The sequence below is a fragment of the Streptomyces sp. NPDC057854 genome (genome assembly GCF_042797055.1).
GTDB lineage: Bacteria > Actinomycetota > Actinomycetes > Streptomycetales > Streptomycetaceae > Streptomyces.
Window position 1 is genome coordinate 93459 of sequence record NZ_JBHVMF010000002.1, and the last position, 19948, is coordinate 113406.

A 19948-nucleotide genomic window follows, 5' to 3' on the forward strand; every position below is an offset into this window, starting at 1 on the left:
ATGGCCACGGAGGCACAGGCCCTCCAGCTCGTCTCGCTCCTGGAGCAGGAGCTCCAGCGGCGGCGCGCAGGCATCGACGTGACGACCGCGTACTACCGTGGCGACCAGCCGCTCAAGTTCGCGTCGGCCGAGTTCGCGAAGTTCCACGGAGACCGCTACCGAGACTTCTCCGACAACTGGGTCCAGGTCGTCGCGGACTCGCCCGTCGAGCGGCTCACCGTCAACGGGTTCAAGCTCGCCGGCGAGGCGGAGGCCGACAAGGAACTGTGGCGGGTGTGGCAGGTCAACGGCCTGGACGCCGACTCGCAGTTGGGGTTCCTCGGCGCGATCAACTCCGCGCGCAGCTTCGTCCTGGTGTGGGGCGACCCGGACGATGAGGACACCCCCGTCGTCACGTTCGAGGACGCGGCGCAGTGCATCGTGGCCTACGAGCCCGGCTCGCGGCGCCGCCGACGGGCCGCGCTCAAGCGCTGGCAGGACGGCGCGGTCGACTACGCCACCCTCTACCTGCCCAACGAGGTGTGGAAGTTCGAGCGCCCCTACATTTCCCGCTCCGACAAGAGCCCGCAGATGGAAGCGGTCGACGAGGAGCTCAAGACCTGGACGCCCCGCGACATGGGTGAGGCCGAGCCCAACCCGCAGCCGAACCCCATGCGGCGTGTGCCGATGATCGAGCTCCCCAACCGGCCGATGCTGACCGAGGACCCCATCTCGGACGTGCGCGGCGTGATCGCCATGCAGGACGCCATCAACCTGCTGTGGGCACAGCTCTTCACCGCGTCCGACTACGCCAGCTTCCCGCAGCGCGTCGTCCTCGGTGCCGAACGCCCGATGCTCCCGAAGCTGAACAGCCAGGGCGAGATCATCGGCAAGGAACCCGTCGACCTCGACAAGTTCCAGATCGACCGGGTCGCGTGGATCACCGGCAAAGACGCCCGGATCGCCGAGTGGCAGGCCGCCAACCTCGCCGCCTACACCGAGGTCATCGAGATCGCCGTCGGCCACCTCGCCGCGCAGACCCGCACCCCGCAGCACTACCTCGTGGGGAAGATGGCCAACCTGGCCGAGGGCGCGCTCATCGCCGCGGAGACCGGTCTCGTCAAGCGGGTCCAGGAGAAACAGCTCTGGTTCGGGCAGGCCCTGCGCGAGATGGCCCAGCTCATCCTCCTCGCCCGCGGGGAGACCGAGAAGGCGAAGGCGATGGCGGCAGGCAGCGTGCTGTGGGCGGACGCCGAGTCCCGCAGCCACGCGCAGATGGCCGACGCGCTGCTCAAGCTGAAGCAGCTCGGGTTCCCCTTCGAGTGGCTGGCGCTGCGGTACGGGCTCACACCGACCGAGGTCTCCGACGTCCTCGCGATGAAGGAGGCCGAGGTCGCCATGGACCCGGTCACCGAGCTGTCCCGCCAGCTCGTCGGCGCCACCCCGCCGGCCGCCGACGGGCCCGCCGCCGACGCCGAGGAGGCCGACGCCGTCGAGGCTGCGGCATGAGCCCCACCCCCGAGGCCGTCGCCCACCAGCGGGCCCGCGAACGGGTCTCCGAGGCCGCCGCCCGCGCGGTCGCGGAGATGTGGCGGCAGGTCGACCCGCTGTCCGTCCGGGCCTCGTGGCTCGCGCTCCTCTCGCGGGTCCTCGCCGTGGTCTCCGCCGGCCAGCTGGCGACCGCGCGCGCAACCGATCCGTGGCTGTACGCGCTGCTGGAGGCGACCGGCGAGGAGGACAGCGACGGCCAGCTCGTCCCTGAGATGTTCGCCGGGGTCACCGGCGCCGGGCTCCCGCTCGCCGACGCGCTGCTCGCGCCGATGCTGTCCACCCTCGCCGAGCTCAACCGCGATGTGCCCGTGGCCCACGCGATGGCCCGGGGCGCCGCCGTCCTCGACGTCGTCACCCGCACGGCCATCGCGGACGCGGGGCGGGCGGCCGACTCGGTCGGCATGACCGCCCGCCCCGCGGTCACCTCGTACATTCGCGTCGTCGAGGGCGGCGCGTGCTCGCGGTGCATCGTCCTGGCCGGCCGCGAGTACGGCGTGTCCAAAGCTTTCGCTCGGCACCCGCGCTGTCACTGCGGCATGGAGCCGGTGACCCGCCAGCACCGCCCCCAGCCGGTCGACGCCAAGGACGTCTACGACGGCATGTCGGCCGCCGAGAAGAAGCGCACCTTCGGCGAGGCCGCGGTCAAGGCCATCGACGACGGCGCCGACATCGCTCAAGTCGTCAACGCCCGCCGCGGCATGGCCTCGGCAGTGGTCTACGGACAGCGCATCCTCACGACCACCGAGGGCACCACCCGCCGCGGCATCGCCGGACAGCGGCTCGGCGCCACCGCGAAGACCAGCGGGCAGCGGTACGGCGCACAATCCACGGCCCGCGCGCGGGCCCGCCAGCCACGCCTCATGCCCGAGGAGATCTACCGCCAGGCCGACGGCGACCGCGACCACGCGCTCCGCCTCCTGCGCCTGCACGGCTACATCGTCTGACCCCGCCCGCGCGCAATGCGCGGGCCCGCACCCGCAACGGGAGATCCGCATGAACCGCTCCACCCTGCCCCGCCGCCCCCGCGCGCACGCGCCCGGCTGGGCACACCCCTACGAGACTGGCCCCTACTCCCCGCTCCTGTACGCCAGCGGCGGCACCGAGGAGGAGACCGACGAGCAGCCGGACGACGACGGCCAGGGCGACGAGCAGCCGGACGCCTCCACCGACAGCGGCCAGGGCGACGACAGCGACGATGGCGACCCGGCCGGCGCCGAGCAGCTCGGCGAGCCGGGCAAGCGCGCCCTCGACTCGATGAAGTCGAAGTGGCAGACCGAACGGGCCAAGCGCCGCGAGCTGGAGCAGCAGCTTGCCGCCAAGGACGGCGCCGACGAGACCGAGCAGGCCCGCCGCCAGGCCGAAGCCAGCGCGCTCGCGAAGGCCAACGGCCGCATCCTCAAGGCCGAGATCCGCGCGGCGGCCAAGGGCCGCCTCTCCGACCCGGCGGACGCCTTCCGGTTCCTCGACCTCGACCAGTTCGAGGTCGGCGACGACGGCGAGATCGATCCCGACGAGATCGAGGAGGCCATCACCGGCCTCCTCAAGGCCAAGCCCTACCTCGGCGCCGCACCGGCCCGCAGATTCCAGGGCACCGGCGACGGCGGAGCGGCGCGCACGGCGCCCCAGCTGAAGCAGCTCACCAAGCAGGACCTCAAGACCATGACCCCGCAGCAGATCCTCAAGGCCCGCGACGAGGGCCGACTCGCCGATCTGCTCGGGTCCGACTGACCCCTGAGAGGAACCCACCACCATGGCAGTGACCGCGTTCGTTCCCGAGGTCGTAGCAGCCGAGCTGCTCGTGACCCTGGAGAAGTCCCTCGTCTACGCCGCCCCCGGCGTCGTGAACAGGGACTATGAGGGCGACATCGCCCAGTACGGCGACACCGTCCAGATCGTCGGTCTCGCCGACCCGACGATCGGCACCTACACCGCCCACACGGACATCACCGTGGAGGACGTCGACGACTCCGCGCAGACCCTCGTCATCAACCAGTCGAAGTACTTCGCGTTCGAGATGGACGACGTCGAGAAGCGGCAGGCTCGCTCCGGCGGCCGGGTCATCTCCGAGCAGACCCGCAAGGCCGGGTACAAGCTCCGCGACGTCGCCGACCAGTACGTGGCCGGCCTCATGGCCACCGGCGTGGCCGCAGGGAACCTGATCGCCGAGCAGACCCTCGCCACCGCGTCCGCCGCCTACGACCTCCTGGTCGACCTCGGCGTGAAGCTGAACGAGTCCGACGTCCCGCACGAGGGCCGGTGGGTGGTCGTCACCCCGAAGTTCCACGGCCTGCTGCTGAAGGACCCGCGGTTCGTCTCGGCCGGTGACGCGCTCGCCGCGGAGACCCGCGAGAACGGCCTCGTCGGCGCCGCCGCCGGATTCTCCATCCGCATGTCCAACAACGCGCCGAACGGCCCCGGCGCGGGCGCGGGCAAGCTCATCATCGCCGGGTATGCCGGCGCGACGAGCTACGCCGAGCAGATCAACAAGACCGAGAGCGCCCGGATGGAGAAGCGGTTCGCCGACCTCGTCAAGGGCCTGCACCTCTACGGCGCCAAGGTCACCCGCCCCACCGGCCTCGCCGCTGCGGATGTGATCATCTGATGCGTACCGGAGACCAGATCAGGATCATCGGCTCCGGCGGCGCCCCGGCCCTCCTCACCGTGGGCCGGCCGTTCGAGCCGCCGGAGATCCAGGCCAAGCTCGCGTCCGGCGAGTGGCGCCTGGTCACCGAGCAGGAACCCGACACGGAGCCGCGCGCGACCGGCGGGACCACCACCGGCGAGGACTCGGCCGCTGCCGGCGCACAGCCGCCGGGGACAGCTGGCGACGGCATCGGCAAGCCCGCGCAGGCCGCCCCGAAGGCGGAGTGGATCGACCACGTCGTCCGCGCCCGGCTCATGTCCCGCGAGGACGCCGAGAACTACACCAAGGCCGACCTCATCGAGATGTGCAGCTGACGAGGAGGTGACCCGTGGCGCTCGCACCCCTGGCGACCACCGACGACCTCACCGTCCGCGGCCTCGCCATCGAGCCGGCCGAGGAGCCGTTCGTCGCCTCGGCCCTGGACGCCGCCTCGGCCGCCGTCCGGGAGGCGGCCGGGGCCCCGATCTCCCAGACCACCTCCACCGTCCTCGTCGAGGGCGAGCCCGGGCAGCGGCTGCGGCTGCCCGGCCCGCCGCTGCTGGCCGTCGCCGCGGTCGCCATCGACGGCCAGGCGGTGACCGACTGGCTCATCCGGTCCGGCCGCCTGTACCGGGCGGCCGGCTGGACCGGCCCCGGCGACACCGCCGAGGTCGAGGTCACCTACACCCACGGCCTGCCCGAGGTCCCCGCCGACATCGTCGACCTCGTCTGCCGCATGGTGGCCGGCGCGGTCGCCGCGTACCGCTCCAGCGCCGACGGCACGGGCCTGGCCGCCCAGAGCATCACCCAGGAGCGGATCGGCGACTACTCCGTCTCCTATGGGTCCGACGGACGGATCTCCGACATGGACCTCCCGCAGTACTGGCGCGAGCGACTGGAGGCGCGTTTCGGGGGCGGCGCGCAGCTGCTGAGGTCCCGGTGAGCGGGCCCGGCCGGTACTACGACCGGACCCTCCAGGTGTGGCGGACGGCCACCGTCCCGGACGGCGCCGGCGGCGAGGAGACCACCCTCGCCCTCGTCGGCACCGTGCGGGCCAAGGTCGACCAGCCGAGCCCGACCGAACGGCTCATCGCGCAGCAGTCCGGCTCGCGCCATTCCCACAACGTGTACGTGGCGCCGCGCGCGGACGTGCGCCGCGGCGACGAACTGCGCGGCGCCGACGCGCTCGGCCAGGAGCAGCGGTTCCGGGTGCAGTCCGTCGTCCAGCCGTCCCGCCCCATCTACTCGAAGGCTCTCGTCGAGCTCACCCAGTCCGAAGGAGGCTGACCGTGGCCGCTCTCACCCTGACCGCCGTTCCCGTCCTCGGCGGCGTCAACGACCTCGCCGCCGCCGGTGTCGCGGCGGCCAGCGGCGGCGACACCGCCCCGTGCGGCCCCGGCCGCTTCCTGTGGGTCCAGAACAACGACGCCTCGCCCCACACGGTGACCATCGCCACCCCGGGGACCGTGTCCGGCCTCGGCATCGCCGACGCCACCCTCACCGTCGCCGCCGGAAAGGTCGGGCTCCTGCCTCTGCCGCGGCTCTTCGCCAACTCGGCCGGCCGGGCCGCCATCACCTACGACGCGGTGACCTCGGTCAAGGTCGCCGTCCTGGAGCTCGGCACCTGATGGCCCGCCGCCGGACGAGGAATCCCGTCCGCGTGCGGGTCCGCGGTCTGCCCTCCGTGCAGCAGCAGCTCGGGCGCCTGCCCGACGCGATCGAGCAGGCGTGCGCCCGAGCGCTCGCGGAGTCGGCTGACGCCATCGTCGGTGACGTCCGGGCCAACGTCCGCAAGGACACCCGGGCGCTCGCCGAGGGCGCTGGCAGCCGCCTCGCGACGAACCGTCTGCGCGCCGATGTCGGGTGGTGGCTGCCCGAGCACTCCTACGCCAAGTACCCCGAGCTCGGCACCCGCCGGCGGGCGGCGCAGCCGTCGCTCCTGCCTGCCGCCGAGGCCGAGCGCCGCCGCTTCCCGGACCGGGTCGCGGCCGAGATCAACAAGGCGATCCGATGACGGCACCATCCCCGATGTTCCCCGTCCAGGCCGCCGTCTACGCCCGGCTCACCGGCGACGAGCAGCTGTCCGCCCTGATCACCGGCGTCTACGACTACGTCCCCGAGGACGTCGCCTTCCCCTACGTCACGGTCGGCGAGGCCATCGAGACCCCCGACAACACGGTGGCCGGCCTCGGCCGCGAGACCGTCGTCACCCTGCACGTATGGACGCGGGCGCGCGGGCACGCCAAGGGACTGGCCATCGCCGCCCGGATCACCGCGCTCCTCGACCACCAGCCGCTCACCCTCGCCGGGGCCCACCACGTGGCGACCCGGTACGAGTTCGGCCAGACCCTCACCGACCCGGAACCGCCGGGCGACATCCGCCATGTCGTCCTGCGCTACCGCGTCGTCACCGAACAGCCCACCTAGGAGGCCCACATGGCCGGTATCGACGCCTTCGGTACCCAGTTCCTGCGCGGCGACGGAGCCACCCCGACCGAGGTGTTCTCCGCGCTCGCGAACGTCAACAACATCGCCGCCCCGAGCCTGACCCGCAGCGTCATCGACGTGACCGCCCACGACTCCCCGGACGCCTGGATGGAGTCCGTCGGCGGCCTGAAGGACGGCGGCGAGGTGACCATCGACCTGAACTACGACCCGGCGGCTCACGACTCCCTGGTCGCCGACCTGAGCGACGAGAACCCCCGCAACTACCGGATCGTCTTCCCCGACCCCGGCAACACCGCCTGGACCTTCCCCGGGATCCTCACCGCCTTCCAGGCCACCGCCCCCATCGACGACAAGCTCACCGCCAGCCTCACCTACAAGGTCGCCGGCAAGCCCACCCTCGCCTAGAACGGACCACACCCCATGGCACTGCTCAACCGCGCCCAGATCGACCAGGCCGACGACACCGCGCACGAGGACGTCCCCGTACCCGAGTGGGGCGGCGAGGTCCGCGTCGTCGGCATGTCCGGCACCGACCGCAACGCCTACCAGAGCTCGCTGGTCCGTCTCGGCCCGGACGGCAAGCCCCGCGGCGTCGTCCTCGACGACCAGACCGCCAAGCTCCTCGCCCGCTGCCTCGTCGACGAGGACGGCCAGAAGCTCTACAGCCCCAAGGAGATCGCCGTTCTCGGCGCGAAGAACGGCGCCGTCCTGGAGCGGCTCGCCCGCGTCGCCCGGCGCCTGTCCGGCCTCCAGGACGGCGCCGTGGAGGACGCGGCGGGAAACTCCGGAACCGGCCCGAGCGCCGGTTCCACTTCCGCCTAGCGGCGCACCTCGGCATGACCGTGGGCGAGCTCCTCGCCCGCATCTCCTCGGCCGAGCTCACGGAGTGGATGGCCTACGAGCAGGTCGCTGGGATCCTCGGCCCCGAGCGGTTGGACCTCCTCCACTCCATCACCACGGCCACGGTCGCCAACACCGCCCGCACCCGCGGCCGGGCGGCCCGGCCGGCCGACTTCATGCCGAAGTGGGACCAGGGCGCGGCCCGTGAACAGCCGTGGGAGCAGATGCTCGCCACCGTCACGGCCATGAACGCCCACCTGCGAGGCGCCGACCTGCGGAAGGAGAAGCCGTGACGGTTCTCGACGAGCTGCTCGTCCAGGTCGGCATCGACCCGGCCGAGCTGGCGAACGGGGCACAGGAGGCGTCCGCCGAGGTCGACCGGTCGATGGCCGACATCGGGGACTCCGCGGACCAGATGGGCCGCGAGGTCGCGCAGGCCGCCGACCGCGCGGCCGACGCGGTCGCCGACATTGGCACCTCCGCCGACCAGGCCGCGCAGGGCGCCGACCAGGCCGCGCAGGACATCGGCGGCAGCTTCCAGGGCATCGCCGCCGGCGCCGCCGGCGTGGCCGTGGGCGGCGCGTTCGCCGCCGGCCTCAGCCAGGCGATGGACGCCAAGGCCGCCACGACCAAGCTCACGAACCAGCTCGGGCTCACGAAAGAGGAGGCCGACCGCGCGGGCAAGGTCGCCGGCGAGGTGTACTCCGCCGGGTTCTCCGACTCGATGGGCGGCGTCTCCGACGCCATGTCCGGCGTGATCCAGGCCATGGGCGGCCTCGGGAAGGTCGGCGACGAGGAACTCGCCGGCCTCACCAAGTCGGCCATCATGCTGGGCGAGACGTTCGAGATGGACGTCGGCGAGTCGGCAACCGCCGCCGGGCGGCTCATTGACCTCGGCCTCGCCAAGGACGGCAAGCACGCCTTCGACGTCCTGACCCGCGCGGCACAGACCCTGCCGACGTCGATGATTGCCGACATCCCCGCGACCATCAACGAGTACGGCAAGCACTTCCAGCGGCTCGGCCTCAGCGCCGAGACCGCGTTCGGGATGCTCGGCCAGTACGCCGCCGCCGGTGGCCGCGACATCGACCAGGCCGCCGACGTGATCCATGAGTTCGCCCGGATCACCTCGGAGGAAACCGACCGCGCGGCCGAGGGGTTCAAGGCCCTCGGCCTCGACAGCAAGGCCATGCTCAAGGCCATCGGCGAAGGCGGCCCCGCCGCCGAGCAGGCCCTGAGCACCACCCTCACCGCCCTCCGGGGCATCAAGGACCCCGCCAAGCAAGCCGCGCTCGGCGTCCAGCTCTTCGGCGACATGGCGGGCGAGGGCGCCGACGCCGTATGGGCGATGGACCCCGCGACCGCAGCCGCCGCCACCGGAATGGACGAGGCCGCCGGCGCCGCCGAGCGCGCCACCGGCGCCATGGAGGAGTCCCAAACCATGGAGGCGGTCTGGCGGGACCTGTCCACCACCCTCGGCGAGGTCCTCCTCCCCGTCCTGAGTGCGTTCTCCGACTGGGCCGGGGACAACCCCGAGCTGCTCCGCGCGCTCATCGGCGGCCTGCTCGGCCTCGCCGTCGTCGTCGGCGTACTCACCGTCGCCCAGTGGGCGTGGAACACCGCCCTCTTCGCCTGGCCCGGCACGTGGATCATCGCGGGCATCCTCGCCGTGATCGCCGCCATCGTCCTCGTGATCGTCTACTGGGACGAGATCAAAAAGGTCACGCTGGAGACGTGGGACGCGATCACCGGCGGCCTGGGGGACGCCTGGGACTGGACCAAGGAGACGTCGGCCGAGACCTGGGACGCCATCTCCAAGGGCGCGTCCGAGTCCTGGGACTGGACGAAGGAGAAGGCGGCCGAGTTCTGGGGCGACGTCAGCCGCGTGTTCTCCGACGGCTGGAACTGGCTGCGCCGCAACGTGTTCGAGCCCATCGGCCACTTCTTCGTCGTCACCGTCCCCGGCTGGGTCGACTCCGGTCTCACCCACGTCGAGCAGATGTGGAACGACCTGATCAACTGGTTCCGCGGCGTCCCCGGGCAGCTGGCCAGCATCGGCTCGGGCCTGTGGAACTTCATCTCCGCCGGCCTCAAGGCCGCGCTCAACGGCGCCATCTTCCTGGTCAACAAGGGCATCGAGTTCATCAACACGTTGCTGATCGGCGGCGCCAACAAGATCCCCGGGGTGAGCATCGGCTACATCCCCTACATCCCGTACCTCGCCGAGGGCGGCGTCACCACCGGCCCGACGCTGGCGATGATCGGCGAGGGCCGCGAGCAGGAGGCCGTCCTCCCGCTGTCGGTCCTCGACGGGATGCTCCGCAGCGTCGCCCGGCCGGTCGTCCAGGTCGGCAGCAGCGGCCCCCAGGAGGTCCGCGTCGTCCTCGACGTCACCGGCGGACAAGACAGCTTCGTCCGCTTCTTCAAGGACACCGTCCAGACCCGGGCCGCAGGGTCCGTGATCCGCCTCGGAGAGGAGTAACCCCCATGGCGCTCCCGCCGCCGCGCACCGCAGAGATCTACTACGACGGCGCGTGGCACCCCATCAGCGTCCGCGAGGCCGACGCCGTGTCCATCACGCGCGGTCTGTCCGGGGCCGGCACCCGCGCCGAGCCGACCGCGGCCACCATGACCCTCGGCAACCGGGGCGGCGAGCTGTCCGTGTACGACCCGACCTCCCCCGTGTACGGGAAGGTCGGGCGCAACACGCCGCTCCGCTTCACGGTGGCCGGCGGCGGGCCGTCCCTGCTCCTGCCGGCCGAGCAGTTCGCCCGGGTGACCACCCCGGATCACCCGGGGCTCACGGTGACAGGCGACCTCGACGTCCGCGCGGACATCCAGCCCAACGACTGGACGCAGTCGGCGGCGCTCGTCTCCCGCGCCGCCGTCGTCGGCAGCCAGCAGGCGTGGGTGTTCTGCATCGGCCCGTACCGGAGCGACTCCGAGGTCCAGCGGCTGGAGCTCGGCTGGTGGCCGACGGGCGCGGAGGCATCGCTCCGGTACGCAGTCTCCACCGTTCCCGTGCCCGCCCAGGCGGGCCAGCGGCTCGCCGTCCGCGCCGTCCTCGACGTCAACAATGGCGCCGGCAACTGCGTCGTCCGGTTCTACATCGCCCGCCGGATGGGCGACCGCTGGTCTCAGCTCGGCGACCCGGTGGTCCTGGCCGGCACCACCAGCCTCTTCGACGGCACCGCAGGTCTGGAGATCGGCGACTCCGAGATCCCCTACGTGCCCAGCGGCGACTTCTACAGCCTCGGCCGCCTCAACGGCCGTGTCCACGGCGTCCAGGTCTACGACGGGGCCGCGCTGAAGGTCGACGTCCGCCCGAGCGTCCAGGGCACCGCCGGCGCCCCCTCGTTCCAGGACAACGGCAACCGGGTGTGGACGCTGAGCGGGGCTGCAGCTCTGTCCAACGTCCACACCCGCATTGAGGGCGAGGTGCCCGCGTGGCCGCCCGAGCGGCACATCTCCGGCGGCGACTCGGTGGTGAAGGTGACACCGGCCGGGATCCTGCGGCGCCTCGGCACCGGCCGAAAACCGCTGCAGTCCGCCTTGCGGCGGGCGATCCTCGCGGCCGGGCCGATCGAGTGCTGGCCGCTCACCGACGGGCCCGAGGCCGCCGCCGGCGCCCCGCTCATCGGCACCAATGCGCTCCTCGTCCAGGCCAGCGCGAACACCAAGCTCTCATGGGGCAAAGGGCAGATCGCCGAGTGGATCGAGCCGGTGCTCCAGGCCGACACGGGCGGAGCGTCGCGGCTGGACGCGAAGTGTCCCGCCTCGTCGACCGCCGCCAACTCCTGGGCCGTCGACTGGGTACGTACGGGCGCCGGCACCGACCCGGGACCCGAGCTGTACCACTTCGTCGACAGCGGCACGGAGGGCAACCAGTGGGTGTGGACGGTCGAGGTCGACCCGGCGAACGCGCGGGTCCGCGTCGCCCCGAGCAACGCAGGCACCGCCGAGGGCCCGGACTACGTCTACATCCCCGCCGCCGACCTCTTCGACGGGCGCCCGCATCACCTCAGGCTCGCCGTCGAGAACATCGCGGGACTCGCCTACTGGGGCCTGTTCATCGACGGGGTCCAGCGGGGAGCCGACAGCTGGACCGTCCCGACCACACAACTCGCCTACGTCGCCACGATCTTCGTGATGAACCTGCTCGACGGGGCGGCGCCGGTCAGCGTCGGCTACCTGACCTACTGGGGCGCCGACCGGCCCCCGGCGGCAGACATGTACCAGGCCATGCTCGGGCACACCGGGGAGCCGGCCGCAGAACGGATCCTGCGCGTCTCCGCCGAGCAGGGCATCACCGCCAGCTGCGACGGCACCCCGGACGTCTCCGAGCCGCTCGGCGCACAGGAGATGGACGCCTACCTCGACATCCTGGAGACCGCGAGCAATGCGGACCTCGGCCTCCTCCTGGACCGCCGGGACGCTCGCGCGCTGCTCTACCGGACCCGGACCAGCCTCTACACCCAGGCGCCCGCCATCACGCTCGCCTACGACGCCGGCGTGATCAGCGGCCTGCGTCCGGCGGACGCCGACCGCCTCATCCGCAACGAGGTCACCGCGAAACGGGACGGCGGCAGCGAGCATACGGCCGTCCTCCCCGAGGGCCCGCTGTCCGTACAGGACCCGCCGGCCGGTGTGGGCCGCTACGACGAGGGCGTGACCTTGTCGCTCGCGGCCGACGACCAGACCCTGGGACAGGCGTGGTGGCGGCTCCACCTCGGCACGGTCGACGGCCTGCGCTACCCGCGGGTCACCATCGACCTCGCCAACCCGCGCGTCGCCCCGCTCCTCGCCGACATCCTCACGGCCGACGTCGGCGACCTCCTGCGGCTGACCGGCCTGCCCCGCGAGTACGGGCCCGACGACGTCGACCTCCTGATCCGCGGCTACACCGAGGACATCGGCCCCGAGCGCTGGGCAATCACGTTCGTGTGCGACCCCGGCCGCCCGTGGGCCATCGGCGTCGCAGACGACCCCGTATACGGCCGCGCGGACACCGCCGGCTGCCAGCTCGGCGCCACCGTGGCCCCGGCGGACACGTCCCTCGTTCTCGTCACCACGCAGGGACCGCCCTGGATCCGCACCGCCACCCACCCCGGCGAGTTCCCGTTCGACCTGACGATGGGAGGTGAACGCATCCGGGTCACCGCCCTCGCCGCGGGCCTCGCCGACTCCTTCGCGCGCACGGTCGCCAGCGGCTGGGGCACGGCCGACGCCGGCGGCGCCTGGGCACAGGCAGGCGGGACCGCATCCGACTACTCCGTCAGCTCCGGCGCCGGCGTCCACACCCTCACCACCGTGAACGTCAGCCGCCGCACCACCGTGGCCGCGGCCTACCGCGACGTCGCCATGTCGGTCTCGCTCTCCCCGAGCGCGGTCGCGACCGGCGGCAGCATCTTCGGCGGCCTGGTCGCCCGCGTCGTCGACGTCGACAGCCTGTATTACGCGCGGGTGGAGTTCACCCCGGCCGGGACCGTCATCCTCGCGCTGCGCGAGCGCGCGGCCGGTGTCGAGTCCACCCTCGCCACCGTGACCACCCCCTACACCTACACCGCCGGCGCCGCGTTGCGGCTGCGGTTCGAGGTTCGGGGATCCACGCTCCGGGCCCGCGTCTGGCCAGCGGCCGACATCGAGCCCGGCGTCTGGCACGTCACCGCCACCGACACCACCCTCACGGTGGCCGGGTCGGTCGGCTGCCGCAGCATCCTCGCCACCGGCAACACCAACACCGCCCCGACCGTCCGCTACGACGACCTCCTCATGGACACCCCGCAGCGCGCGACCGTCGTCCGCGCCGTCAACGGCGTGGCCAAGAGCCACACGGCGGGCAGCGCCGTACAGCTCTTCCAGCCCATGATCGTCGCCCTCTAGGAGGACCCATGCCCTACGTCCCCTTCTACGCGGGCGAGGTCGTCACCGCCGACAAGCTCGCCACCCGCCTCATCGAAGTGGTCATGGACTGGACCCCCCTGGCGTCGCTGGGCGCGTTCCAGAGCGGGTTCACGGCCAATCCGGCCAAGACCCCGCGGATGCGCATCGAGCGCGTCATGGGCAGCCTCCAGTGGCGCTACGAGGGCCGCATCAACAACACGGGCGCCGTGAACATGGTCAACACGACCGCGACGCTCTTCACCTTCAACTCGCCCTACCGGCCCGGCACCGAGCACGGCGACGAGGTGTACGGCGCGAACTCCGCCCACTACCCCATCCGGCTCGGCCTGCTCACCACGGGCGCCCTCACCGGCAGCGTGCCCATCAACGCCGCCAACCCCACCACGATCTGGCTCGATGACCTCTGCTTCACCAACCCCATCTGACCCGTCTGCACCCGCTGCCCCGCGCCGACTGGCCGGGGCTTTCGCGTACCTGGAGGCCCCTCTCATGGCCACACCCCTGTCCGCGGACCGGCTCGTTGCCGCGCTCCGCGCCGAAGGCGTCACCGTGGTGGAACACCCCGGATGGCGCACCCACAACCGCAACGGCGCCGGCTCCTGGGGCCCCGTCTCCGGCGTGATGATCCACCACACCGTGAGCTCGGGCACCGCGTCGTCCGTCGCCCTGTGCTTCGACGGGTACGAGGGCCTGCCGGGCCCGCTGTGCCACGGCGTGATCGCCAAGGACGGCACCGTGCACCTCGTCGGGAACGGCCGCGCGAACCACGCGGGCGGCGGCGACCCGTCCGTCCTCCAGGCCGTCATCACCGAGACCTACGGCGACCGCCCGCCGGCCCCGCGCGTCCACCAGGGCAGCCCGGGCGCCGTCGACGGTAACTCCCGCTTCTACGGGTTCGAGTGCATCAACCTCGGCAACGGCACCGACCCGTGGCCCGCCGAGCAGCTGCTCGCCATCGAGCGGGTCTCCGCCGCCCTGTGCCGCGCGCACGGCTGGGGCGCCCGGTCCGTCATCGGCCACCTGGAGTGGTCCGACTGGAAGTCCGACCCGAAGGGCTTCGGCATGCCCGCCATGCGCGAGCGCGTCCAGCGGCGCCTCGGCGTCGACCCGGCGCGGCCGGCCGTCCCCAAACCCACCCCGCCGCCGGCTCCGCGCTACGAGCCGTTCCCCGGCACCGCGTTCTTCCGGAAGAGCCCCAACTCGCCGATCGTCACCGCGATGGGCCGCCGCCTCGTCGCCGAGGGATGCGGCCGGTACCGCTCCGGCCCGGGCCCCCGCTGGACGGAGGCCGACCGCCAGTCCTACGCCGCGTGGCAGCGCAAGCTCGGCTACCGCGGCGACGACGCCGACGGCTGGCCCGGTCCCTCGTCCTGGGCCGCGCTCCGCGTCCCCCGCACCTCGAAGTGAAAGGCGCCTCCGTGAACCTGCTCGCCAGCATCCTCCGCACGGTCGTCCCGCTCCTCGCCGGATGGATCCTGACCGTCACCGGCGCCGTCGGCGCCGAGGTCGACTCCACCGCGCTCGCCGGCGGCATCACCGCCGCCGTCACGCTCGTCTACTACGTGGCCCTCCGCGCGGCCGAGGCCGGTGCCGAGCGCATCGGCTGGGAGCCGCTCCGGCTCGTCTCCGGCATCCTCCTCGGCTGGGCCCGCCCGCCCGCGTACGAGAAGCCGACCGCCGCCGCGCCCGCGCTGGAGCGAGACCTCGGCGAGGCACTGCGCCGCGCCGCCGCGCGGGACGCGGGGGGCTCACGATGACGCCCTCCGAGTCCGCGAACGTCGCCCTGGAGCTGGAGAAGCTCCGCGGAACTATGGAGGCCGGGTTCGCCCGGACGGACGGCTCCCTTGCGCTCCTGGTCCAGCGTGGCGACCAGACCGACAAGCGGCTCGACGACCACGACAACCGCCTCGACAGCCTGGAGCGCTCCCGCTGGCCGCTTCCCTCCCTCGCCGTCCTCGTCGCCCTTGCCGGGCTCATCTACCCGCTCATCCAGCAGTAACCGCCGCCCCCCTCCTGCGTCTTGCGCGTGGGCGGGGGGGCGGCTTCGTCGTTTCTAGGCCGCGCCAGGCTCCTGTGTGGGGAGCGCGTCGATCGCGGCGACGACCAAGGCGCGGGCCTCGGCGCCGTACACCGCCATGCTGCGAAGCTCCTCGAACGCCGTCTCGTAGAGGGCGACCTCCGACGGCTGCGTGACGTTCACCTCCGCGGTGAGCAGTTCGACGGAGGCGAGCGTGTCGTCGTACAGGTGGAACACCTCCTGCGGCCACAGGGTCCGGGGCGCTCCCATGGGGATGATGCCGAGGGAGACCGCCGGCAGTGCGCCCGCCGTGAGCAGGTGGCCGAGCTGGGCGGCCATGTCGTCGGCCGTCCCCAGCTGGTGGCGGAGGACGCTCTCCTCGATGACGAAGACGAAGCGGCGGCCGGCCCGGTGGATGATCTGGCTGCGGTCCGCGCGGGCGGCGGCGGCCTCGGCGGAGTCGTCGGGGACGCCGAGCAGCCGGGCGTTGCTGGAGAGCAGGGCGCGGGTGTACCCCTCGGTCTGGAGGAAGCCGGGGACGAGGGTCGGGGAGTAAACCCGGAAGAGGCGGGTGGAGTCGAAGAGACGTTGGTAGCTGGTCTGGATCTGGCGGAGGCCGCCGCGGGCGCGTTTCCTCCACTCCTGGTACATGGTCTCGGCGTCCCGGGAGAGGGCGACGAGGTCGGGCGCCCGGCCGTCGGCGGCGCAGGCCCGGCACCAGGCGACGATGTCGACGGCGGCCGGCGGGGTCTTCGCGTTCTCGATCCGACTGGCCTTGGAGTGGCTCCACCCGCAGGCCGTAGCGAGCTGGACGAGCGTCAGCCCCGCGTCCTGGCGCAGCTCGCGCAGCTGGCGCGCGACACCCTCGCGGGCGGTCTGCGCCGAGGACGACGGGGAGACGGACATGGAGGCTCCTGCTACCGGATCTTGTACTGGTCGTGCGGGATCGCACGGGCCCACAGTGTCTCGACCGCGTCGGCGTACGCGCGAACCAGGTCGGGGTCGGTGCGCAGTTCCATCGGCCGCACCGCCCACCGGCCGTCACCATCGAAGTGGTTGAGGAGCAGCTGCTCGCCGTCGAAGAGCCAGCCGTCCACGACGGGCAGGAGAAGCCCGACCGCCTGGTCCCGGGGGAGCCATCGCACGTCCTCGCCTGCGGACACGTTCACGGCGGTGCCGGCGTGCTCGTACCGGATGTAGTCGCTCACCGGCTCGGAGACGACGCGCACCCGCCGCATGGCGACCCCGCGGGCGGTGGCGGCCCGGACCATCGCGACCCAGGGCGCCCAGTACGGTGAGGCCGGGTCGATGTCGCGCTCGCCGGTCTCGCGCCAGCGCCGGTAGTCGTCGGCCTCGTCGGGGACTGCGTAGATGTCCCGGAGCTCCAGGTGGATGGCCGACCGGCGAGTGCCGGCCAGGAGTTCACCGAACCGCGGCTCGTTCTGCGGCATCGATCGCCTCCTTCAGGATCTGGATCATGTTGGCGGGGATCCGGATGATGGCCTCGCCGACGGGGACTACCTTCTCGTGGCCGGGCGCGTTCTTCTCGATGCACTCGGCGCGGGTCTGCTCGTCGGCGATGTAGCTCTGGGCGATGAGGTCGCCCGTCCTGTCGTCGACCCAGATCGTGGGGCTACCGGTCTGTCCGGACTCCGGGTCCACGCCGATGAACTGTAGGGGCATCGTCGGCCTCCCTCGTAGGGGTGTGCACTGATGTGCACCAACGTGGCGTCGTACGGGCCCACGGTCAAGGGTGCGAACGCGTCATGCCCACAGGCCGGGGGAATCTGTGCACAGCGGTGCACATCGCTGGTGTGCGTGCACAGCAGGCTCCTACCGTCATGCCGTCCCTGCTGAGCGGCGATCGGAGCCACGGCATGATGACGATCAAGGTGTACCGCGTGCTCGCCGACGGCACCCGCGAGCCCGTATCCCATACGCAGGTGGTCAAGCCGCTCGACGCCCCGGTGGGCCGCGGCTTCCCGCCGTGCTCCTGCCCCCGGTGCCGGGCCGGCCGGTGGTGCGACTTTCATGCCGGGCCGTCGTCCACTGCCGCCCCAGTGGGTGAGCACCGGTTTGCGTGCGCCCCGTGCCGGGAGCAGCGCGGCCTCCGCGCCACCGAGCCGGTGCCGTCGTGACGGCGATACTGCAACCTGACTGCCAGCTCGGCGTGCACATCTCGTGCCGGACAGCCGAGGTCCGCGTCCACGGCATCGTCATCGTCAAGGCGCGCCGCTGCGACTGCCCGTGCCACGAGGAGGCGCCCCGCGTCGGCTTCGTCGGGCGGCCCGACCTTCCGCCCATACCCACCGGTCCCCGGTGAGCCAGCGGGGGCTCGAAGCCCTGTACTTGCTGGCCGTCCTCGGGATTCTCGCCGCTATCACCTACGGCATCACCCGCTGACTCCCCGGACCGCCGCCCCTCACTCCATAGGATGGGCGGGCCGCCCGCGAGAGGAAATGATCACAAATGCGCCCCCAGCGATTCATCGACTACGTCCTCGACGTCGTGAAGAACCACCCGACGGTCAGCCGCGTGCAGACGCTTGCCGAGGCCGGCGACAGTAAGCACCCCTTCGGGCTGGCCATCACGACCTCGTCAGGTGAGACCCGCTGGCAGTTCACCGGGCAGCTGCCCGACGGTGCCAAGCACGAGGGATTCGCAGACGAGCCGGTGACTGGGGCACCCGTCCCGCACCTGGGGGACCCGGCGGCGGCCAGCTCGCCTGAGGAGTGGCTGGCGGCTGTGCTCGCACAGGCCGAGTGCCCGGAGATCTCGCGGATCGAGCGGTGGTCCGCTCGCGAGGGTGCGGGGTCCCAGCGCGGCGCCACGCTCAGCTTCTACGACGGCTCGCGCATCTTCGCGCGCCAGCTCTAGACCCTCCCCGGCACCGACCGGGGAGCGCACATCGCACCACCGTCAGCACCACCTACGCACAGGAGGAACTGATCATGCGATTCGACCCCGGGATGCTGGAAGGCTCCTGCCCCGTCTGCGGGGCCGGCGTCGGCGCCGAGCCCGGCCAGCCGACCGCGATGCACCAGCGGGCGGGCACCGGCACCGAGACGTGCCCGGGCAGCGGGCAGCCCGCCCTGTAGCAGCAGACCACCCGGGCCGGAGTGATTCCCCGCGTCCGACCCGGGTCCCACATCGCGGGGTGTGAGACGTGCTCCGGCCGGTCAGCCCCCGGCCGGAGCACACCCCACGAGGTCGGCGAACTCGACGCCCAGCGCCTCCGCGATCAGAAGCAGATCGCCGTAGCGCGGGTCGCTGTCGCCGGCCTCGATGCGTTGCAGGGTTCGACGGTCGATGGCGGACCGTTCAGCGAGCCTCTCCTGGGTGAGGTTCGCGCGGAGGCGGCGCCCGCGGATCCGGGCGCCGACCTCCCGTCTCTTCTGTTTGACCCAGTTCGGGTGTTCTTGACGCACCCGGAAACCGTCGAGCCGTTGAAGATCATTTGTCAGCGTCAGCAGTGTCGCATTTTTTGATCTTCAACGGCATGCGTATGCCCTGACTGGTTACCTGGGACCCCCTCGGGTCACGGGATGCCGTGATCCGGAGACGTCGCCCACCAGTACAGCAGCGCGTAGGTGGACTTCAGGCCGAGCTTCTTCCGGACGCTCGTCAGCTCCCTTCGCACCTCACGCTCGCTGATCTCCAGCTGTACGCCGACGGCGCCCTGGGTGCGTCCCTCGGCCAGGCCCCGGAGGACGGCGCGCTGCTGGCGCGTCGTGACGGCCTGAGACAGGGCGGCGGCTGCGGTCTGCCAGGGCGTGGCCCGGGCCCAGTACAGCTCGTAAACGGCCCGGGCGAAGGAGACACCGGCAATGTCGGTGACGTGCCACCCCGAGTCGGGGTCGGCCGGCTGCGCCGCGATGTTGTCCACGAACAGGTGGTTCCCGGTGAGGACCATCCGCGGCGGAAGGTCGTAGGCAACCCGCACCTCGGCGCCGCCCTCGATGAGCAGGTCGCAGTATTCGCGCGTGGGGCCGTGCTCCAGGGCCGCAGAGGAGTAGAGCGAGCGCACCGCTACGCCTCGCTCCAGGAGCCGGCGCGCCCGGGCGATTCCCTCGCGGTATACCGCCGGGTCCCGGCTCTCGGGGCGGCCCGGCTGCACCGTGAGCAGCTCGCTCGTGGTGTCGCTGAGTGCGGCGCCGATCTCCGCGTTCATGCCCGCCCGGCTCTGGATCAGTTCGCTGGCGGGGCCGCCGTAGCAGCGGGTCGGCGCGTAGTGCTCCGAGAGGGCGGCCAGGGCCGGCATCTGATCCATCTCCCGGAGGGCCCGCTCCAGGGTGGCCCGGTGGGCGCTGAGGAGCCCGTGGACCGCGAGCTGCGGGTCGAGGGCGCGCAGCTGGCCGCCGACGCGAGACACGAGGCCGAGCCGGACGAGGCGCTCAGCCTGCATGGGGTCGACCGGGCGCCCTTCCGCAGCCGCCTGATAGGCCGCCACGTCACCGTCCGTCAGGGTGACTTCGCTCTCTGGGAGCATTTCCGTACCTCACATCTGGTTTCTGTCCGGAATCGGACCTGCCGATATTGCGCCGACTATGCCCCTGGCATACCACCTTCGAGCATGTCAGCCTAGG

At 72.2% G+C, this 19948-nt stretch carries 27 protein-coding genes; 22 read left to right on the forward strand and 5 right to left on the reverse strand.

All coding sequences use genetic code 11. The features are described from left to right. The 19 genes from ACFVQZ_RS04705 (at position 1) to ACFVQZ_RS04795 (ending at position 15344) form a co-directional block, all read left to right on the forward strand. Positions 1–1488, forward strand: a complete 1488-nt coding sequence (locus ACFVQZ_RS04705) for a phage portal protein (RefSeq protein ID WP_383619661.1) — start codon at positions 1–3, stop codon at positions 1486–1488. Further along, positions 1485–2474 carry a hypothetical protein gene (locus tag ACFVQZ_RS04710; protein WP_383619663.1) on the forward strand — a complete coding sequence of 330 codons (990 nt, stop codon included), beginning with the start codon at positions 1485–1487 and terminating at the stop codon, positions 2472–2474. The genes ACFVQZ_RS04705 and ACFVQZ_RS04710 overlap by 4 nt, the downstream gene beginning before the upstream one ends. A 49-nt stretch (positions 2475–2523) precedes the next feature. Next, positions 2524–3258, forward strand: coding sequence for a hypothetical protein (locus tag ACFVQZ_RS04715; protein ID WP_383619665.1), 735 nt, complete (start codon positions 2524–2526; stop codon positions 3256–3258). Positions 3259–3280: 22 nt separating this feature from the next. Next, positions 3281–4132, forward strand: a complete 852-nt coding sequence (locus ACFVQZ_RS04720) for a N4-gp56 family major capsid protein (protein ID WP_383619666.1) — start codon at positions 3281–3283, stop codon at positions 4130–4132. Continuing rightward, the gene (locus ACFVQZ_RS04725) at positions 4132–4488 is read left to right on the forward strand and encodes a hypothetical protein (RefSeq protein WP_383619668.1); all 357 of its coding nucleotides are present in this window, start codon (positions 4132–4134) and stop codon (positions 4486–4488) included. Before ACFVQZ_RS04720 ends, ACFVQZ_RS04725 begins: the two co-directional genes overlap by 1 nt. 14 nt (positions 4489–4502) lie before the next feature. Beyond that, complete coding sequence (locus ACFVQZ_RS04730) at positions 4503–5096, forward strand: hypothetical protein (protein ID WP_383619670.1); 594 nt, start codon at positions 4503–4505, stop codon at positions 5094–5096. Further along, the gene (locus ACFVQZ_RS04735) at positions 5093–5440 is read left to right on the forward strand and encodes a head-tail adaptor protein (protein ID WP_383619672.1); all 348 of its coding nucleotides are present in this window, start codon (positions 5093–5095) and stop codon (positions 5438–5440) included. Before ACFVQZ_RS04730 ends, ACFVQZ_RS04735 begins: the two co-directional genes overlap by 4 nt. Positions 5441–5442: 2 nt before the next feature. Continuing rightward, positions 5443–5781 carry a hypothetical protein gene (locus ACFVQZ_RS04740; RefSeq protein WP_383619674.1) on the forward strand — a complete coding sequence of 113 codons (339 nt, stop codon included), beginning with the start codon at positions 5443–5445 and terminating at the stop codon, positions 5779–5781. A 32-nt stretch (positions 5782–5813) separates the two neighbouring features. Beyond that, on the forward strand, positions 5814–6167 hold the full coding sequence (locus tag ACFVQZ_RS04745) for an HK97 gp10 family phage protein (RefSeq protein WP_383619676.1): 354 nt from the start codon (positions 5814–5816) through the stop codon (positions 6165–6167). Then, a complete protein-coding gene (locus ACFVQZ_RS04750; RefSeq protein ID WP_383619678.1) occupies positions 6164–6580 on the forward strand; it encodes a DUF3168 domain-containing protein in 417 nt (138 codons plus the stop codon). Before ACFVQZ_RS04745 ends, ACFVQZ_RS04750 begins: the two co-directional genes overlap by 4 nt. Positions 6581–6589: 9 nt before the next feature. Next, positions 6590–7006, forward strand: coding sequence for a phage tail tube protein (locus ACFVQZ_RS04755; protein WP_383619680.1), 417 nt, complete (start codon positions 6590–6592; stop codon positions 7004–7006). A 15-nt stretch (positions 7007–7021) separates the two neighbouring features. After that, positions 7022–7423, forward strand: a complete 402-nt coding sequence (locus tag ACFVQZ_RS04760) for a hypothetical protein (RefSeq protein ID WP_383619682.1) — start codon at positions 7022–7024, stop codon at positions 7421–7423. Between the two features lie 14 nt (positions 7424–7437). Continuing rightward, positions 7438–7734: a hypothetical protein gene (locus ACFVQZ_RS04765; protein ID WP_383619684.1), complete on the forward strand. Its 297-nt coding sequence runs from the start codon at positions 7438–7440 to the stop codon at positions 7732–7734. Continuing rightward, positions 7731–9923 carry a phage tail tape measure protein gene (locus ACFVQZ_RS04770; protein WP_383619686.1) on the forward strand — a complete coding sequence of 731 codons (2193 nt, stop codon included), beginning with the start codon at positions 7731–7733 and terminating at the stop codon, positions 9921–9923. The genes ACFVQZ_RS04765 and ACFVQZ_RS04770 overlap by 4 nt, the downstream gene beginning before the upstream one ends. A 5-nt stretch (positions 9924–9928) precedes the next feature. Further along, positions 9929–13324: a hypothetical protein gene (locus ACFVQZ_RS04775; protein WP_383619687.1), complete on the forward strand. Its 3396-nt coding sequence runs from the start codon at positions 9929–9931 to the stop codon at positions 13322–13324. An 8-nt stretch (positions 13325–13332) separates the two neighbouring features. After that, positions 13333–13770: a hypothetical protein gene (locus tag ACFVQZ_RS04780; protein ID WP_383619689.1), complete on the forward strand. Its 438-nt coding sequence runs from the start codon at positions 13333–13335 to the stop codon at positions 13768–13770. 64 nt (positions 13771–13834) lie between these two features. Continuing rightward, positions 13835–14752 (forward strand): peptidoglycan-binding protein, encoded by a 918-nt coding sequence (locus ACFVQZ_RS04785; RefSeq protein ID WP_383619691.1) that lies wholly within the window; start codon positions 13835–13837, stop codon positions 14750–14752. Positions 14753–14763: 11 nt separating this feature from the next. Next, positions 14764–15102, forward strand: coding sequence for a hypothetical protein (locus ACFVQZ_RS04790; RefSeq protein ID WP_383619693.1), 339 nt, complete (start codon positions 14764–14766; stop codon positions 15100–15102). Beyond that, positions 15099–15344, forward strand: a complete 246-nt coding sequence (locus ACFVQZ_RS04795) for a hypothetical protein (RefSeq protein WP_383619695.1) — start codon at positions 15099–15101, stop codon at positions 15342–15344. Before ACFVQZ_RS04790 ends, ACFVQZ_RS04795 begins: the two co-directional genes overlap by 4 nt. A 54-nt stretch (positions 15345–15398) precedes the next feature. On the opposite strand, the gene ACFVQZ_RS04800 is transcribed toward ACFVQZ_RS04795, so the two are convergent. From ACFVQZ_RS04800 to ACFVQZ_RS04810, 3 genes are read right to left on the reverse strand one after another with little or no spacing between them, the layout of a single operon-like run. Then, positions 15399–16268 carry a helix-turn-helix domain-containing protein gene (locus ACFVQZ_RS04800; protein ID WP_383619697.1) on the reverse strand — a complete coding sequence of 290 codons (870 nt, stop codon included), beginning with the start codon at positions 16266–16268 and terminating at the stop codon, positions 15399–15401. 11 nt (positions 16269–16279) lie between these two features. Continuing rightward, positions 16280–16813 (reverse strand): DUF6879 family protein, encoded by a 534-nt coding sequence (locus ACFVQZ_RS04805; protein WP_383619699.1) that lies wholly within the window; start codon positions 16811–16813, stop codon positions 16280–16282. Continuing rightward, the gene (locus ACFVQZ_RS04810; protein WP_383619701.1) at positions 16785–17045 is read right to left on the reverse strand and encodes a hypothetical protein; all 261 of its coding nucleotides are present in this window, start codon (positions 17043–17045) and stop codon (positions 16785–16787) included. Before ACFVQZ_RS04810 ends, ACFVQZ_RS04805 begins: the two co-directional genes overlap by 29 nt. 451 nt (positions 17046–17496) lie before the next feature. Between ACFVQZ_RS04810 and ACFVQZ_RS04815 the strand changes: the two genes are divergently transcribed. The 3 genes from ACFVQZ_RS04815 (at position 17497) to ACFVQZ_RS04825 (ending at position 18460) form a co-directional block, all read left to right on the forward strand. Beyond that, the gene (locus ACFVQZ_RS04815; protein ID WP_383619703.1) at positions 17497–17685 is read left to right on the forward strand and encodes a hypothetical protein; all 189 of its coding nucleotides are present in this window, start codon (positions 17497–17499) and stop codon (positions 17683–17685) included. A 146-nt stretch (positions 17686–17831) separates the two neighbouring features. Then, entirely contained in the window at positions 17832–18239 is a 408-nt protein-coding gene (locus ACFVQZ_RS04820; protein WP_383619705.1) for a hypothetical protein, read from the forward strand. Positions 18240–18313: 74 nt separating this feature from the next. After that, on the forward strand, positions 18314–18460 hold the full coding sequence (locus tag ACFVQZ_RS04825) for a hypothetical protein (RefSeq protein WP_383619707.1): 147 nt from the start codon (positions 18314–18316) through the stop codon (positions 18458–18460). A gap of 81 nt (positions 18461–18541) precedes the next feature. Here ACFVQZ_RS04825 and ACFVQZ_RS04830 read toward each other — a convergent pair whose 3' ends face one another. Both ACFVQZ_RS04830 and ACFVQZ_RS04835 read right to left on the reverse strand, forming a co-directional pair. Beyond that, complete coding sequence (locus ACFVQZ_RS04830) at positions 18542–18790, reverse strand: helix-turn-helix domain-containing protein (RefSeq protein WP_383619709.1); 249 nt, start codon at positions 18788–18790, stop codon at positions 18542–18544. Between the two features lie 110 nt (positions 18791–18900). Continuing rightward, a complete protein-coding gene (locus ACFVQZ_RS04835) occupies positions 18901–19767 on the reverse strand; it encodes a LuxR C-terminal-related transcriptional regulator (protein WP_383619711.1) in 867 nt (288 codons plus the stop codon). Positions 19768–19948: the final 181 nt, after the last annotated feature.